This window comes from Amycolatopsis kentuckyensis (assembly GCF_002155975.1).
Lineage (GTDB): Bacteria > Actinomycetota > Actinomycetes > Mycobacteriales > Pseudonocardiaceae > Amycolatopsis > Amycolatopsis kentuckyensis.
The window spans coordinates 1-15,898 of the sequence record NZ_MUMI01000244.1 but is presented as its reverse complement, the minus strand read 5'-3'; the positions used below and the strand labels follow the sequence as shown (position 1 = coordinate 15,898).

General features: G+C 68.7%; 9 protein-coding genes, 4 tRNA genes and 1 pseudogene. 9 read left to right on the top strand and 5 right to left on the bottom strand.

The window, feature by feature from the left end:
- From CCN39_RS23560 to CCN39_RS23540, 5 genes are all read left to right on the top strand, one after another.
- Window positions 1-896: DUF8189 domain-containing protein (locus tag CCN39_RS23560; protein WP_208630333.1), on the top strand; the 896-nt coding region annotated here is incomplete at its 5' end.
- 865 nt (window positions 897-1,761) lie between these two features.
- Window positions 1,762-3,306 (top strand): hypothetical protein, encoded by a 1,545-nt coding sequence (locus CCN39_RS23555; RefSeq protein WP_143264123.1) that lies wholly within the window; start codon window positions 1,762-1,764, stop codon window positions 3,304-3,306.
- A complete protein-coding gene (locus CCN39_RS23550) occupies window positions 3,303-4,043 on the top strand; it encodes a hypothetical protein (RefSeq protein ID WP_086845368.1) in 741 nt (246 codons plus the stop codon). Before CCN39_RS23555 ends, CCN39_RS23550 begins: the two co-directional genes overlap by 4 nt.
- The gene (locus CCN39_RS23545; RefSeq protein ID WP_086845366.1) at window positions 4,040-8,434 is read left to right on the top strand and encodes a coiled-coil domain-containing protein; all 4,395 of its coding nucleotides are present in this window, start codon (window positions 4,040-4,042) and stop codon (window positions 8,432-8,434) included. Before CCN39_RS23550 ends, CCN39_RS23545 begins: the two co-directional genes overlap by 4 nt.
- Window positions 8,431-9,480, top strand: a complete 1,050-nt coding sequence (locus CCN39_RS23540) for a Wadjet anti-phage system protein JetD domain-containing protein (protein WP_086845364.1) — start codon at window positions 8,431-8,433, stop codon at window positions 9,478-9,480. The genes CCN39_RS23545 and CCN39_RS23540 overlap by 4 nt, the downstream gene beginning before the upstream one ends.
- Window positions 9,481-9,985: 505 nt before the next feature.
- On the opposite strand, the pseudogene CCN39_RS23535 reads toward CCN39_RS23540, so the two are convergent.
- Window positions 9,986-10,346 (bottom strand): annotated as a pseudogene (locus CCN39_RS23535) (histone-like nucleoid-structuring protein Lsr2).
- Window positions 10,347-10,552: 206 nt separating this feature from the next.
- Here CCN39_RS23535 and CCN39_RS23530 point away from each other — a divergent pair.
- Together CCN39_RS23530 and CCN39_RS23525 are read left to right on the top strand one after the other, a co-directional pair.
- Window positions 10,553-10,960, top strand: coding sequence for a helix-turn-helix domain-containing protein (locus tag CCN39_RS23530; RefSeq protein ID WP_086845362.1), 408 nt, complete (start codon window positions 10,553-10,555; stop codon window positions 10,958-10,960).
- Window positions 10,926-11,984 (top strand): N-terminal phage integrase SAM-like domain-containing protein, encoded by a 1,059-nt coding sequence (locus tag CCN39_RS23525; RefSeq protein WP_244210961.1) that lies wholly within the window; start codon window positions 10,926-10,928, stop codon window positions 11,982-11,984. Before CCN39_RS23530 ends, CCN39_RS23525 begins: the two co-directional genes overlap by 35 nt.
- A 49-nt stretch (window positions 11,985-12,033) precedes the next feature.
- Here CCN39_RS23525 and CCN39_RS23520 read toward each other — a convergent pair.
- The 4 genes from CCN39_RS23520 to CCN39_RS23505 form a co-directional block, all read right to left on the bottom strand.
- Window positions 12,034-12,108: transfer RNA gene (locus CCN39_RS23520), tRNA-Val, on the bottom strand.
- Window position 12,109: 1 nt separating this feature from the next.
- A tRNA-Cys gene (locus tag CCN39_RS23515) sits at window positions 12,110-12,180 on the bottom strand.
- Window positions 12,181-12,204: 24 nt separating this feature from the next.
- Window positions 12,205-12,277, bottom strand: a tRNA-Gly gene (locus CCN39_RS23510).
- 112 nt (window positions 12,278-12,389) lie between these two features.
- Complete coding sequence (locus CCN39_RS23505; RefSeq protein ID WP_013227152.1) at window positions 12,390-12,815, bottom strand: SsgA family sporulation/cell division regulator; 426 nt, start codon at window positions 12,813-12,815, stop codon at window positions 12,390-12,392.
- A gap of 390 nt (window positions 12,816-13,205) precedes the next feature.
- On the opposite strand from CCN39_RS23505, the gene CCN39_RS23500 reads away from it, so the two are divergent.
- A tRNA-Val gene (locus CCN39_RS23500) sits at window positions 13,206-13,277 on the top strand.
- Between the two features lie 776 nt (window positions 13,278-14,053).
- Entirely contained in the window at window positions 14,054-15,574 is a 1,521-nt protein-coding gene (locus tag CCN39_RS23495; protein WP_167455162.1) for a sugar transferase, read from the top strand.
- Window positions 15,575-15,898 lie beyond the last annotated feature (324 nt).

The following is a 15,898-nucleotide window of genomic DNA, read 5'->3' as shown; positions in this document are numbered from 1 at the left end:
ACACGGTTTCGGTGTTGGCTCCGGTGCCGGGTGGTGAGGGCACGTTCAACGCGGTGACCTCGTCGGTGGAGATGTTCGCGCGGGGAACCGATGGGTTGCTGGGACACACGTATCTGGGGCCGGACGGGAAATCCGGGGCCTGGAGTGTGAACGGGCCGTGGCAGATCGTGGGCCGGCCGGTGTCGGTGTTCAACCCGAACTCGGGTGCGGTGGAGATCTACGCCCGGGACACCCTCGGTTACCTGATCCATTCCTATATCGGGACCGACGGCAAATACGGGCCCTGGACCCGGGTCGGGGACTGGAAGATCGCCGACACCCCCGCCGCGGTCTACAACCCCAACTCCCGCTCGGTGGAGATCTACGCCCGCGCCACCGACGACTTCCTGATCCACAACTACCTGCTGCCCGACGGCAACCACGGCACCTGGACCACCGTCGGCACCTGGAAAATCGCCGGAGCCCCGGCCGCGGTCTTCAACGACGCCCGCCGCTCGATCGAGGTCTACGCCCGCGCCACCGACGGCTACCTGCTCCACAACTACCTCGGCACCGACGGCCAGAACGGCACCTGGTCAGTCGTCGGAGACTGGAAAATCACCGAAAACCCCGCCGCGGTCTACAACCCCAACTCCCGCTCGGTCGAGATCTACGCCCGCGCCACCGACAAGTTCCTGATCCACAACTACCTGCTGCCCGACGGCAACCACGGCACCTGGAGCACCGTCGGCACCTGGACCATCAGCAACACCCCCACCGCCGTCTACCACCCCTCCCGCCACTCGATCGAGGTCTACGCCCGCTCCATGGACGGCTACCTCGTCCACAACTACCTCGGCAACGACGGCCAGAACGGCACCTGGACCGTCGCCGACAACCACCCCATCACCGACTAAACCCCACCCCGACGCCGCGGCCGGCCACCACCAGCCGCGGCACCACACCACACCCACCCCCTCGACCAGCACCTGGACACTGAGCTGCCTACGGATCGGCTCATGGCGCCGACGCGTCCGAGAGGGACGCATGGTGGTCATCGAGCCGACGATCGTGTCGTTTCAACGCTGGGGCCGTGGCGGCGGCTGCTGCCCGGCCGCCGCGAGGCGCTGGTCGTGGTCACCGCGCGCGGCCCGCTACCGCCGTCCAGTTCCTGCTCGCCGAGCTCGACGCGGTCTCGGCGTTCGAACTGTTCCGCCGGGTGGTGAGGGCGCACCGGGTCGCCGCCGAGCTCGCGCAGTCACGACGGACCGTCGACCACTGCGGCGGTCTGCCGCTTGCCACCCGGCTCGCCGCCCAAGCTCACCGCGTGGCCGCGGCGCCGGCTGCTCGACCTGCTGCTCGGCCACGCGGTCCGGTCGGCTGTACCGCCTGCGATCCGACCAGGCCGGGCAAACCGGCACCATGGAGCAGTTGAAGACCGTGCTCCGGCAGGGACTCGACAGGCTGACGGCAGCAGAAGCTGAGTGGTGCGTCGAGGATGTCGGCATCGGATTCGTTCTCCACCGTGTCAGGTCCGACGCTGTTGACAGGCGATAGGTCTGCCGGCGATAGGGAGTACCTCCGCGAACACTCCTCCGGCTGGTTCCCCCACCTGAGCTGAGTTCTGCCGTGAGCCGACACACGCAGCCATAGCCCCAGGATCCTGCACATCCGGATGCGCCAGCGGGCGGCACCGGGTCGCGCCGTAGCTGCTTCGGCGTAACGGTGACGCGCTCGTAGCCGATCTTCCGGGCATCCACGCACCGAGGGGGGTGGCACAAGATGAGTGCTCCGCGGACCGTGGGCCGCGCCGTGTTCGACGAGGCCTTTGGCGGGCGGGTGCGGGCCCTCCTGCGAGCCCGGCCGGTCGCGGACGCGGCTGACAATGCGAGCCGGCAGTCCTGGGGCACCCACGACTACGACGTCGTCACCCTTGCGCTCGCCGCCATCGACACGGTGATCTCCCGGCAGGGTTTCGAGGAAGAAGTGACCTACGACGAGGCTGTCAGCGGCCTGGCGAGGCTGGCGGCGAGCGCATGTCCCGAGCAGCCCTCCGAGGTACACGAAGCGGTCGCACGGTACGTCATCGATGCGCTGCTGAACCGCCGGGAACGCGAGGCCCCATTCGCCTACCAGGTCTCGGACTTCTCGCTCGAACCTGACGGATCCGTGCACCACCGGGCGATTGCTGTGGAGTTCCGGCTGTTGAGCGAGCACGAAGACCAGCAGCGGGGCGTGAACGTGCTCCGGGCGTCCGCGGACGCGATCAACGCGCTGGTCGGGGGTTTGGAATTTGACGTCGAGGACGAGCAGGCCGCAGTCGAGCTCATGCTCGATCGGCAGCTCAAGCGAGGCGCGTTCGGCCAGGCGGAGAAGGCCGCGGAGCGGTCGCGGCTGCTGTCGGTGCGCTACAGCGACGAACTGCGCGCGCTCCTGACCGACACCGTGCGCGACATCCGTACGGTCCTCGACCGCTGGGCCCAGGACGTCCCGGCGCAGTTCGAGCGCAACCGGGTGCACCTCGAGGAGCGGCTCGGCGCCGAGAGCAGGCTGCTCGACCACGTACGGAGCGCCCTCGACACGGCGGAGGCAGATCCCGCCGTCACCGCGGCGGCCGCCCGGATCGCGGGTCTGCTCGAAGAATGCCGTCGCCGGCACACCGAACTGCATGGCAGGCTGGTCGGCGCGCGGACGATCTTCCTCGACGAACAGCTTCGCCAGTCCTTCCGGCCGATCGGAGGGCTGCGGAACCCGGACATCGCCGATGGTGTGTTCCTGCCGCTGTTGACCATGGCCGCCGAAGATGCGGCGGAACCGGCCGAGGCGTTCGCCGTGTTCGTCGCGGGGCCACAGGTGCCCCGGATCGTGCGGTTCGCCGACCTGGTCGACGACCTGCTCGCTCCGCGCCGAGAACCCCGGATCGACGAACCACCGCTCGACGAAGAACTCGGTGACCCGGACCCGCCCGCGGTCGCGCCCGAGATCCTGGCGGCCGCTACGGCCGTAGTCGACTCCGTCCCGCTGCCCGCCCGACTGTCGGCGTTGCTGCTTGCCGTCCAAGCCGCCGACCTGCCCGGCGAACTCGATCGAGGTGCTGTCGAGCGGCTCGTCGTGCTCGCGGCGCTCTGGACCTACGCCCCGGAGACCGCGGAAGACTTCTCCACCGCAGTGGACACCGCCGCCCGCATTCTCGGCCCGGCCGCAGTGGTCGACGCCGACGGCAGCCTGATCGACCTACCCGGCTGGTCGGGAGACGACCTGATCGTGGCCGAAGACGAAGAAACACTCGCCCGCTGGGCCGCGACTTCCGTTCAGGAGGTGTCATGACGCTCGGCCAGCAGGATCTTTCGGACGTCGGCATACTCATCGGCTGCGCGCTCCGCCCGAAGCAGCGGCCCGGCGCCGATTCCGACTACCGGACACTGCTCGGCCGCTACCGCGAGGACGCGGAATTCCACAACGCGGTGACCAGCGTCCTCGACGGGCTGGACCTGCAGGTGCTGTCCGACGGCGAGCTAGGACTGGTGCTGGGCGCGCGCCGTGAATCGGTGTTCGCGTACCGGCTCACGGATCTGCCCAACGTGAGCACGGTGCCCCACCGACTGCTGGTCGGGCTGATCAGCGCGGCCATCGCGGCTTACGTGTTCCCAGCCCCGGCCGACTTCGACGACGACCGCGTCCGGTGGGTGTCGGTCGACGAGATCGAACGGTTCGTCCGCGACGCGTGCGATCGGCTCAAGCGCGCACCGGAACCCCAGATGCTGGAAGATGTGTCGTTCGAAGAAGCATGGCGGACGTATGACCGACTGTCTCCCGGCTACAAGGCTGATAGGGGGAAGGGACAGGGACGTCGCTCGGCCGCGTCCTCCACTTATTGGGTCGCGAACGTCCTGAACTGGATGGTCGACCAAGGCCTGGCGCGGCTGGCGCCGAACCGCGGCCCCGAGACTTTCCAACTCCTCGAACGCTTCCGCATCCAGGTCGGTGAGCTGGCGGGCAACGCGACCTACGAGCTGTTGGCCGCGAGGCGCCGAGGCGACCACACTCCGGTGGTGGGGACGTGACCTACCAGCTTTCGTCCTTCCGCCTCGCAAACGTCGGGGACCGTGCCGCCCGCTTCACGGATCTGACGCTGGACGTCTCGACGGCGGGCGAGCGAGCACCAGTCGACTCGATTCTCTGGCTGCGCAACGGCGGCGGGAAGTCGAGCCTGCTGTCGCTTTTCTTCGCGCTGTTGCTCCCGCTGCGCAAAGACTTCATGGGCAAGACGGTCAAGCGTCACCTCGAGGACTACGTGTCCTCCGGCGACACGAGCCATACAGTGGCGGAATGGGTGGCCCAGCCCGGTGGCGACGCCAGCCGGCCGGCCCGGCTGGTCACCGGCGCCGTCTACGAATGGGACGAACGGCGAAAGCCCGCCGACCCGGATCGCGACCGCGAGAAGCTCAAGGGCTGGTACTACAGCTTCTTCGCCGTCCCGGGTGTACTGGACCTGCCCGGCCTGCCGGTGCGCGACGAATCTGGCCGGACGCGGACGATGGCCGAGTTCGTGAACGTGCTCAAGGAGATCGCGGCGGCCAATCCCCAGCAGTTCAGGTTCGTGATCACACGGCAGCGTGGCGAGTGGACGGACGCGCTGACCGCGCGGAACCTCGACCCGGCGGTGTTCGCCTACCAGAAGCAGATGAACCATTCCGAGGGCGGCGTCGCCGGGCTGTTCGAATTCGCGACCACGGACAAGTTCATCGACTTCCTCATCGATCTCACAGTTGACAGCACGCAGCCCGACCTCGTCGCGAACAACCTGCGGAAGGTCGTCGACGTGCTCGCGCGCAAGCCCGGCCTGCTCGTCGACCGGGAGTTCTGCGGGGAGCTGGAAGGCAGGCTGGAGCGGCTCGCCGAACGGCACATCCTGGCGAAGGCGGCGGCCGAGGCGGCCACGGGAGCACGCTCGTCCGCGGCCCGGCTCGCCGGAGCGTTTCGCACCGCGGCTTCGGCGCGGGAGGACGACCGGAAGTGGCTGGCAGAAGAAGCGAAGCGACTGGGGGACAGCGCTCGCGCGCTGGATCGGGAGCGCAGCCGGGTCAACGACATCGCGAGCGAGCTGTACCGGGTCGCGGCGAACCACCGGAAGAAGACCGCGAAGGCCGGGTGGGAAAGGGCGACCACCACCGCGGACGAAGCCAACGACGAGGACCTGGCCTGGCAGGCGGTGGGGCACCTCGCCGATCGGGTCGAAGCTCACCTTCACGCGGAGGACGTGCGGCAGCAGATCGCCCAGGAGGACCGGGAGACCGCTCCGCTACGGGAAGCCCGCGACGACGCCGCGGCGACGCTCAAGGCCCGTTACACGCAGCTCTCCGAGGAGGAGCACGAAGCCGAAACGATGGCGGACACGGCGGCGCGGGAGGCGCAAGCGGAAGCGGGTACGGAAGGTTTTCGCGAGCGGCAGAACCGGAAATTGGCGACCGAAGCGAGTGTGCGCGCCGAGAACGCTCGTGGTCGGCTGATCGAAATCCACGACGAGGTGGTCGCCGCTGTCCGGCTCGGCGACCTTCCGGATGACGAGGCCGATCCCGCGATCGTCCTGGCCGAGACGAAGCAGAACCGCCGGGAGAAGGAGGATCTGCTCGGCCAGGTGCGGCAGCGCCGTGAGGCCCGGCCCGCGGTTCGCGCCGCACTGGAAGCGCAGAGCCGGAAACTGGCGACCGATCGCGCAGCCAAGACCGCCGAACGCGATCGCCTCAATGGCGACCGGCGCAAGCTCGCGGCCAGGGTCGACGCACTCGCGACGGACGTCCGTCTCGCCGAGCTGACCCAGCTGGCCGACGGGACCCGGCTCGACCTGTGGGCCGAGGCCGCGGACCTGCGGGCGGCGCTGACCCGGGAGGCGTCGGCCGCCGAGTCGGCCGTCGTGGCCACCCGCGTGGACGCCGCCGAGGACAACCGGGCACTGGACGGGCTCCAGGCCAACGACTTCCTGCCCACCACGCGCGACGCCGAACGGGCTGCGGAGGTGCTTGTGGCGGCCGGGGTACCGGCAACACCGGGCTGGCAGACCCTCCGTGACCTGGTCACCGAACCCGAGCGCGCATCGGTGCTGGAGAATCCTCGCGTCGCGGAACTCGCCGCTGGTGTGGTCGTCGCCGACGGCGACGCGGAGAACGCCCGCCGTGCTCTTGCCTCCAAGCCGTGGTATGCGGTCGCGCACGTCGCGGTATCGACAGCTACGCAGTTCGAACGGGCGGTGGCCGCGGCGCCGCCGGCATACCTGGTGTTCCCCAGCGAACCCGCGCTCTATGACCGCGATGCGGCGGAACACGCGCGAGCAGACCGTGAAGAGCGTAGGCGTGACCAGGACCGGCGGATCTCGGAGCTGCAGGAACAGGCGAAGGCGGACAGGGCGCTGCTGGCGACGCTGGAGTCGCTGCTCGAAGACTGCCCGGCGGGGCACCTCGATGCGCTGGAGAAGGCCGTCGAAGAGTGTGACGAGGCTATCTCGGGCCTGACCGACGACGATCAGGTGGTCCGGGCGCAGATCGATGAGCTGGACGAGCAGGAAGCCGAGGACGCGGTAACCGAAGCCGGCTTGAGCGACGAGCTGAACCGGCTGGCGCAGCGGATCGAGCGGCTGAACGCGCTGGCGAAGCGGACCGCCGAACGGCCGGGGATCCAGCTGGCGATCGCGCAGCTCGACAACGAGGTCGAGGTCTGCACCGGCATCGCCGACGAGGCCGCAAGCCGGGTGTCGGAATTGCAGGAGACGGAGCAAGCCGCTCGTTCGCTGGCCTCGCAGCACCAGGCGAACTGGAAGCGGTACGAACGGGACTCCACCCAGGTCACCCTGCTCGACGGCGATCGGGAGGCCGTCGTGACCGGTGACGGCGATCCGTTGTCGTGGCTGAGCAGCCGGTTCGCCGAGCTGGACTCGCAATGGCAGACCGTGGCTTCCCAATCCGTGCTGGCCGAGCGTCTCACCGCACACCTCGAGCGAGGCAAACGGGCGGACCGGGCGCTGGCCGAGTACCCGGAATCCGCGCGCGAGCTCGCGCAGCAGCTGCTCGCGACCGGCGACGGTCAGGACGTGGACCGGCGAGCAGCAGCGCGGAAACGCTCCCGCGAAGTGGCCAACGAGGCACAACAAAAGCTGAGCGAGGCGAAGACCGAACTCAACCAGGCATCGGAAGAGGTCAAGCAGCGCACTCCGCGTGATCGGCTGCGGCACGCCCCGCTCGACGACGAGCCGGCGACCGAGGCGGAGGCCCGGGAACGAGCGGCGGCGGAAGCCGAGCGGGCGACCGAAATGAGCAGCGAGGTGACCCGGCTCAACCGCGAGGCCGAGGACGCGGGCAAACTCGCGTCCGAAGCCGACACGGCGGCCCAGGTGTTCGCTCAGCAAGCCAAAAGGCTCGCTGGCGCCACCACTCCGGTCGAGGTGCCCGGAGACGTCCCGGCCTATGCCGGGGACGAGCCGGAAGCCGAACTCGAGTCGCTGCTCAGTCGGCTCCAGTCGGCGAACAAGGAGGCCGAGGAGACCGCCGACCGTGTCACCAGGTCGATCGCCGAGGTCCGCAGGATCGCCGCTGAGGCCCGGTTCGCCGAGGTGCCCGGCGCGATCCGCGACCGTCTCACGGGGGACGACGCGGACGTGCTTGCGGACCGCGCCGAAGACCGCGCGCAAGAAATGCGGGTGCGGTACCGGACGATCGACGGCCAGCTCGCCGAAATCGGGCGTGATCAGCGGCTCGTGGTCGGGGAGATCGCGGGCCTGGTGAAGGACGTGCTCGCGACCCTCGAGTCCGCGCATCGGCACTCGAAACTACCCGGCACGCTGGGGCGGTGGGCGAACGAGCACTTCCTGCGGATCAGCTTCCTGCGTCCGGCCGGGGACGAGGACCTGCATGCCCGGATCGACGCGGTTGTCGACCGGATCGTCGCGGACAAGAAGACGAAACCGGAGGGGCTCGCGGTTCTCAAGAAGTGCGTGCACGAAGCGGTCGCGCCGCGTGGGTTCACGGTCAAGGTGCTCAAGCCCAACAGCGATCTCGCGGTCGAACCGGTCGACGTCACCCACCTCGGCAAGTTCTCCGGCGGTGAGAAGCTGACCGTGTGCGTGGCGCTCTACTGCACGCTCGCGCGGCTGCGGGCGGTCAACCGCGGACGCGGACGGGCGGCCATCGGCGGGACTCTCGTGCTCGACAACCCGCTCGGCACGGCCAGCCACGTTGCCCTGCTGCGCCTGCAGCGGGACGTCGCGGCGGCGCACGGTGTCCAGCTCGTGTACACGACCGGCGTGGAGGATCTCGGTGCGGTGGGCCAGTTCCCCAACGTGCTGCGCATGCGAAACGCGCCCGGCTCGCTTCGCAACCGGCGCTACGTGGTGTTAGACCAGCAAGCCACCGCGGATGACGACGGCATCACCAGCGCCCGAGTTCTGCGCGAGGACGACTCGTGAACGCGTTGGCCGAGCGGCTCGCCGAGCACGTCGCGGCGTCACCGGTGCAGCGAGTGGAGTTGGTTGACCTCTACGCGGCCGCGGTCGCCTTCGACCGAAGTCTGGCCACGACGCCGAGCGCCCGAAGCGAAATCCGCGAGGCACTGGACGAGCTGGTGGCGGCCGGTCAGGTGGCGTTCCCCGTGTCGCGTCAGCATTTCGACACGCGGGAGGAGCCTGCGCTGCCGAAATGGGTACGTCTCCCGCCCCGCCGGCGCCCTGGTCGTGCGCCGCGGGACGTTCGAGTCTGGCCGGCGGCGCTCGAGGCCGCGGGGCGCATCGCCGCCCGCGACGACGAGATCGGGGTACTTGAGATCGCCGCAGTTTTCCTGCGCGACAAAGGTGCGTCGCGCCCGAGCGTGCCGGTCCGCGAACGTTCGCTGGAGCTATTCGGTGACGAGAAGCGGCTGGACCGCCTGAAGTCGACGCGCTTGTTCACCTCGGGCGCGTTGACGATGGACCTCTTGCGCTGCCACGAGGTGCCTATTCCCTTCGTCTCGCAGTGGGTGGCGGGGGCTCCGGACCCGCGCGGTACCGCGCTGCTGATCGCGGAGAACCACCACACCTACACGTCGCTGCTCGAAGCCACGCGGCTCAGCGCTGCCGCCGGCGGCCCGGCTCGGCACGTCGGCTACGGGACCGGCAGCCAGTTCCCCTCGGCGGTCTTGTCCGTCCCGCTCCTGTCTCCGCGGCCGGACCGGATCGTGTATTTCGGCGACGTCGATCTCAAAGGTCTGCAGATCCCGGCCACCGCGAGTCTCAACTCCCAGCGTGCGGGGCTTCCGGTGGTTGAGCCCGCGTACTCGCTCTACGACCTCCTGTTCGCGACGTCCTACCGACGTCCTGCTGAGCCGGTGGCCGAGCACGTCGCCGCGCAGGTAGCGGGCTGGCTGGGACCCTTGGCCGGGCAAGCCCAGGACGTGCTGACGGCCGGTACGCGGATCCCGCAGGAGGCCGTGGGGTACGAGCTGCTGATGGCTCGTCTTCCCGTGCTGGATGCCGCCTGAACGGGACTGGGCCTTGGCCAGGACCGCTGTCGTGAGCGATCGGGACCGGTGACTCTGCGCTACACTGAGCGCATGATCTCCCCAAACACGGGAGATATCCCACGTGTGGGGGTTCAAGTCCCCCTTTGAACACGCCAACACGGGAGTCTCCCGCGAACCCGCTCGGTCGTCGGAGCTGCAGGTCGGTGGCTGATTCCAGGATGAGGTTATAGATCAACTGGGGCTGTTGCTCTGAGGTGAGGGCGTGACGCCTCCTTTGTCGACGGTTCGCGGCGGCGAGCGTGACCAGGTCTGTCGTGAATGATCGGGAGGGGCCGACCAGTCGGGTCGCAGCCTGTCTCCGGGCGGGCGGATTGCCGGAGTTAGAGGCGTGGCTTGCGCTGAGCCCGGCACTGAACTGCTACCTGTGGGGCGCTGATTTCTCTCCTCTCCCGCGTGACTTCAAGTGGCTCCTTGATCGCTGCGTGTCAATTTCGAATGAGTGCATCTCGAGGCTGGTCGAGCATCATTTGTTGCGCTTGCGGCGTGGCTTTGTCTCGGATTGGGTGCGCGCTTTCCGTGACATCATCGGGCTGCCGCTGTCGCGAGTTGCGTGGTACGCCTCGACGACTGAAGCGGGAATCCGTCCTCGGTCGGCTACTTCGTGCCCGTTCTTCCGGGCCCATTCGCGGATGTCGTGGCTTGCGGTGTAGTCGGCCACCCTTGATCCGTCGCCCGCCGGTGCGGCGGGCCACGGCAACGTATGGCTCGAGTGCGGCGCGCTATGTGTTGGCGTTCGCATGGGAGAGGTCGATCTCGTATGCTGCTCTGTCGAGTCCGAAAGGGACGGTCTGGTCGGCGTGGCTGCCGTCCAGGTCGTCAGACATCTCGATCGTTACCCTCTTGGCTATCTGGCACCTCCTTGTTCGCGTCGTTGAATGAGGCGGTCGAATAGTAACGTCGGGAATTCAGGCCTGATCGCCAGTATGTTGACTGCTTGTGGTTCCATCGGCATGGATAGCCCATATGCAGCGACGAACACTTCCCTCCGATCTTTCTCTCAGGCATAAGAAAAACCGTTAGGAGTAGGGCGATGGAAACCCAGCGTGGACAGGACCGTGCCCATGGTTGCGCTGTTGCCGAGGCGATCCGGGAGCTTGCGGCCGCCGTTCGTGCGGGGGCGCCGGTGCCGCCGGCCGACCCGGACGCGCTGCTGACTGCGGAGGAGGTGGGGGAGTTGTTGCAGTTGTCGCCGCGGACGTTGAAGGACCAGGCCGCGGCCGGGGTGCTGCCGCATCACCGGTTCGGGAAGCACTACCGGTTCACCCGGGGTGATGTCGCGGAGATCGTGCGGTTGAGCGCCGCCGGTGAAGCCGCCGCGGCGGCGGGTGTCCGTTGTGGACGTTGCCCAGGACTTCCGCGCCGCGTGAGGCGGGCGGAGCAACAGAGAAGAAGAGGGGTGAAGAATGGCCTTCGGCCAGGAAGAGCCCGGGACGGGTGAGTGGCGTGCCCGGTACAAGCGTCCCGATGGGACATGGGGGAGCAGGTCAGGGTTTCCTGACAAGAAGGCAGCTGAGGAGTGGCGGCTGGAGCAGGAAGCTTTGATCCGGCGGAACCTGTGGCTGGATCCGCGTGATGGTGAGACTCGGTTCGGCGACTTTGCCGAGGAGTGGTTGGAGGCGGTGGCTCCGCGGCTGGAGCTGAACACGGTCGCGAAGTACCGCTCGTTCCTCGATACGCAGCTGCTGCCGCAGTGGAAGGCGTGGCCGCTGATCGCGATCTTGAACGGCTACACCGGCGCCCGTTGGGGTGAACTTGTCGGGCAGCAGCGGCACGAGTACGACTCCGAGCGGCGGGGGATCGAGATCCGGACGCCGCTGAAGGAGGTGGGCGGAAAGGTCTACAAAGGAGGCCGGAAGAGTGATGATCATCACGCGGATGGTCGTCAGCGGCCGCCGACGAGGCGGGGCAACGCTCGGCCGAAGAAGGGGCGGACCAAGACTCCTGCGGGTACGAGGTTCGTGGCGTTGCCTCCGGGGATTGCGGTGCTCTACGAGGAGCTGATGGACAGCCACCGGGAGCCGTTCGTGCTGTGCACTCCTGAGGGGCATCCGTGGCGGCGGTCGAACTTCCGGATCCGGTTCTGGCGGCCGGCGTGGGACGGGGTGGAGCTCAACGACCCCGGGGCGGGGGAGCGGCGTCCGCCGATCCTGCCGACGTTCACCTTCCACGAAGGCAGGCGCACGCACAGCACGTGGCTGACCGAGGACGGGATTCTGGAGGTCGCGCGCCGGGCGCGGCTGGGGCAGAAGATGAAGGGCATCGCGCGGGTCTACGACCACGTGACGCCGGCGATGGTCAGCCAGATCCTGGACGCCCTGGAGGAAAGCTGGCTGCGGTCGCTGGCGTCGCTGTACCCGGGCGAGCGGGCGAAGCTGGTGTCCTGGTTCCCGCACCTGCGGTCCCGGCGCCGCCTGGAACCCGGCCCGGGGCTCATCGCCATTTCATCGCCATCTGACGACTGAAGCCCCGCCCCTCCGGGGAGGGACAGGGCTTCTGACCTGCGAAAACTTGTGGTGCGCGATACTGGGATTGAACCAGTGACCTCTTCCGTGTCAGGGAAGCGCTCTCCCGCTGAGCTAATCGCGCGAGGTGGAGACGGGATTCGAACCCGTGTACACGGCTTTGCAGGCCGTTGCCTCGCCTCTCGGCCACTCCACCGTGACTAGGCCCGAGAGCCTACCGAGCGGATGACGGGATTCGAACCCGCGACCCTCACCTTGGCAAGGTGATGCGCTACCAGCTGCGCTACATCCGCATTCCGCAGCTCCGGGAACCCGAGTCCCCGTCGCCGTGGTGTGGGAAAACCATATCGGACCCCGAAAACGGGTTCGACACCGGGGTGTCACTCCGCTGTTGCAAGCCCGTCATCAGGCCAGATCGTGCGGGATGAGGTGGGTGAGGGCGTCGTCGACGTCGACCCAGAGGTGCTCGTTGCCCGGGAGGACCACGTCGTACGTCCGGTCGAGGAAGTCGGCCAGTTCCTGGGCGGACGCCTCGAACATGGCGTGCCCGGACGGCGAGTTCAGCTCGATCAGGACCGCTTCGGGGTCCTCGACGGAGGGGCGGATGCGGACGTCCCCGTCACCCGCGTCGGCCAGGAGGCCGTCCGCGAGGAGGTCGCGTGCGTACACCCACTCGACCCAGCCGGCGCGGCCGGTGCGGAAGGCGGCGACGACCGCGTACGGGTCGCGTGTGTCGTAGCGCAGCTCCACCTTGACCGGAACCGCGGGAGTCCGCGGCGCCAGCAGGTCGAAGACCGCCGTCGAGCGGAGCGTCACGTGATCGTTGCGCATCGTCCTACCCTTCGTCTCCCTTCCCGGCCCGGCCCGGCCGAGGGCGTCACTGCTTGGACGCATCAGGAGGCCGATTCCGTCGCGGGTGCGCCGCAAATCACCCGTCCGGGCTCTCCGGCCCCCGTCTCCACCCGTGACCACCCGCGGCGCGCAACTGACCGGCGCACCCCGCGGGGCCCACGCCTCCATACTGCGCGGTTTAGTCGCCGGGCGATAGCACCGTCGCACGGATGTCGAACGTGGCGTCAGGCGGCCCCCCGGCCGAACAACCCTGACTAGCTCGGGGTTGTGCGTTCCGTACTCGTCGGTAAGCGGAGTGTGGTCGGTGAGGACCACCCGTTTGCAGGCGCCTGAAAGTCGTACGCTACTGTTGTCCACAACACCGCGGGCGGGCGATTAGCTCAGCGGGAGAGCGCTTCGTTCACACCGAAGAGGTCACTGGTTCGATCCCAGTATCGCCCACGCGAGAGTCGAGAGAGCCCTGTTCGCCGAAGAGGCGAGCGGGGCTCTTTTGCTGACTCCGGCGAGCGGGCCCCGAGGTCGGCCCGCATTTCCGCGCCGGAGTTCGCCGCCCGCCGAAACGGAGTGAACGATCCGTTCGGATCATCCGTATCAGCTTGCGAGAGCGGTTCGCGCCCCCGCCGCCGGGGCCCGCCGGAACTGCCTTCGAACCCCGTCGCTGCGACGGGTTTCTGTCGAACGGCACGCCGCGGGAGGTGGATGTGATCCTCGGCACGTCGGACCGCCCACGGTCGCGTGGTCACCCGGCGACGACATGTGACAGAACCGCCGCGCGTGACGGTGCGATGGCGAATGTCACCGTCGGTGGCCGCCGGGTTCCCGCGAGGGCTCCCGCCGGCCCGGGCTGGTCCACTGTGGACCTTCGCGATCCACAGTGTCCACAGTAGATCCCCGAAGGTCCCGCTGGGCCGTTCGGCCGAGCTTGGTCCAGCCGGGTGCGGGCATCACCCTTTCCGCTACGGAGCGTAATTTTCACGGGGATACGCTCTATTACGCATCGTCTTCATCTTGTTATCTTCCGGCCATTTTCTGGCGGGGATGTCACGCAGCATGTGGCTGGAAATCCTTGTAACACTCCCGAGAGAGTCGCCGATAACTTGCCGTGTGAAGCCCCCGCGGGCTCTGCGCGACCACATGAGATGCGGTAACTCTCCGAAATCATCTCCGGTGACGCTGCGTGCCCGCGGCTCAACTCGATCCAGTTCCCGGGAGGTCAGATGGAAGAGTCGGTGCGGCCTTCGTACACGGTGAGCCAACCACCGCCGCACATCGACCTCCAGGCCATCCCGCGTCCCGCCAAGCGGGACGAACACCCCGACGACGGGGGCCCGGCCGCCAAGGCGTGGCCCGCGGCCTGGGAAGCGCGGTACAGAGCCTGGGTCATCGGCAGCGACGTCTTCATCACGCTGCTGGTGATCGCGATCAGCGCGTTCGTCATCGATCGCGTTGCCCCGCACGACATGCACGCCTTTGGCACCATGCTCGCGGTGTTCGTCTCGCTGCCCGCCAGCCGGGCTTGGAGCCCGCGAGTGCTCGGCGAAGGCGCGGAGGAGTACCGCACCCTCGGCCGCGGCTTCATCACCGCGGCCGTCCTGGTCGCGCTGGGCGGCCTGCTGTTCGGCGCGCTCGAGGTCCAGGTCTGGGTGTTCGTCGTCGTGCCGGCCATCGCGCTGGTCGCCTTCCCGCAGCGCTACCTGCTGCGCCAGGTGCTGCACCGTAAGCGCGCCAAGGGACTCTGCCTGCTGCCGGTGATGGCCGCGGGCAGCCCGGAAACCGTGGCCGACCTGATCGCCCGCACCCGCTCGGAGGTGCACGTCGGCTGGCGCGTCGAGGCCGCTTGCACGTTCAACGGCCACGGGGAAGACCGCGACAGCGGCGAAATCGACGGCGTCCCGGTGGTCGGGCGGCTGGAGGAACTGTCCCGGCACGTGCGGCGCGGCGGCTACCGGGTCGTGGCGATCACCGCCGACCAGTACTGGACGCCGAAGCGGCTGCAGCGGCTGGCCTGGGACATGGAGGGCACCGGCGCGGAGATGGTCGTCGCGCCCGTGCTGATGGAGGTCGCCGGGCCCCGGCTCAACGTCACCGGCGTGCTCGGCATGCCCCTGCTGCGGGTCACCGCGCCGATGTTCACCGGCGGCCGCCGCGTGGTGAAGGAGATCGTCGACCGCTGCGGTTCGGCGCTGCTGCTCACCCTGCTGTCCCCGCTGCTGCTGGCGATCGCGGTCGCGATCAAGCTGAACGACCGAGGCCCGGTGATCTACCGCCAGCGCCGCGTCGGCCGCGACGGCGCGACGTTCACCATGCTCAAATTCCGGACGATGGTCACCAATGCCGACGCGATCAAGCAGACTTTGGCGGCGGACAACGAAGGCGCGGGCCCGCTTTTCAAGATGAAGCGCGACCCGCGTATCACCCGTGTGGGTGGTTTCCTGCGCCGGTATTCGCTCGACGAGGTGCCGCAGTTGTTCAACGTCGTGTCCGGGAAGATGTCCCTCGTCGGCCCGCGGCCGCCGCTGCCGGAGGAAACCGAGCAGTACGCGCCCGACGCCCGCCGGCGGCTGCTCGTGAAGCCGGGCCTCACCGGGCTCTGGCAGGTCAGCGGGCGCAGCGACCTCACGTGGGCGGAGAGCATCCGGCTGGACCTGCGTTACGTCGAGGACTGGTCGCTCGCGCTGGACCTGGTGATCCTGTGGAAGACGTTCCGCGCGGTGATGGGCGGGCAGGGCGCCTACTGACCCGTTGCACCGCGCCGCGCAGCACGGCCGCCGATTCCCGCCGCGGGGAGTCGGCGGCCGCGCCCGTTTCCGGGTCGTGAAGCCGCGGCCCTGACCGGCGCTGTGCCGTCGCGGAGCCGGCCTCGCGAGTGACGGCGGCGATCGCGGCTCGGGGCGGGGGAGCGGCGTTCTGCGGGCTGCCGCCGAGGCTCGCTGCACGCCCGGACCCGCGGCGGTGCGGCTACTGCGGCGCGGGGACCCTCGCGGCTCTGCTTGCCGATCCGCCTGCCGCGGTCTTGCTCATCGCTCACCAGGTCCAGCGCGAGCGACCAGTCCTCGACGTAA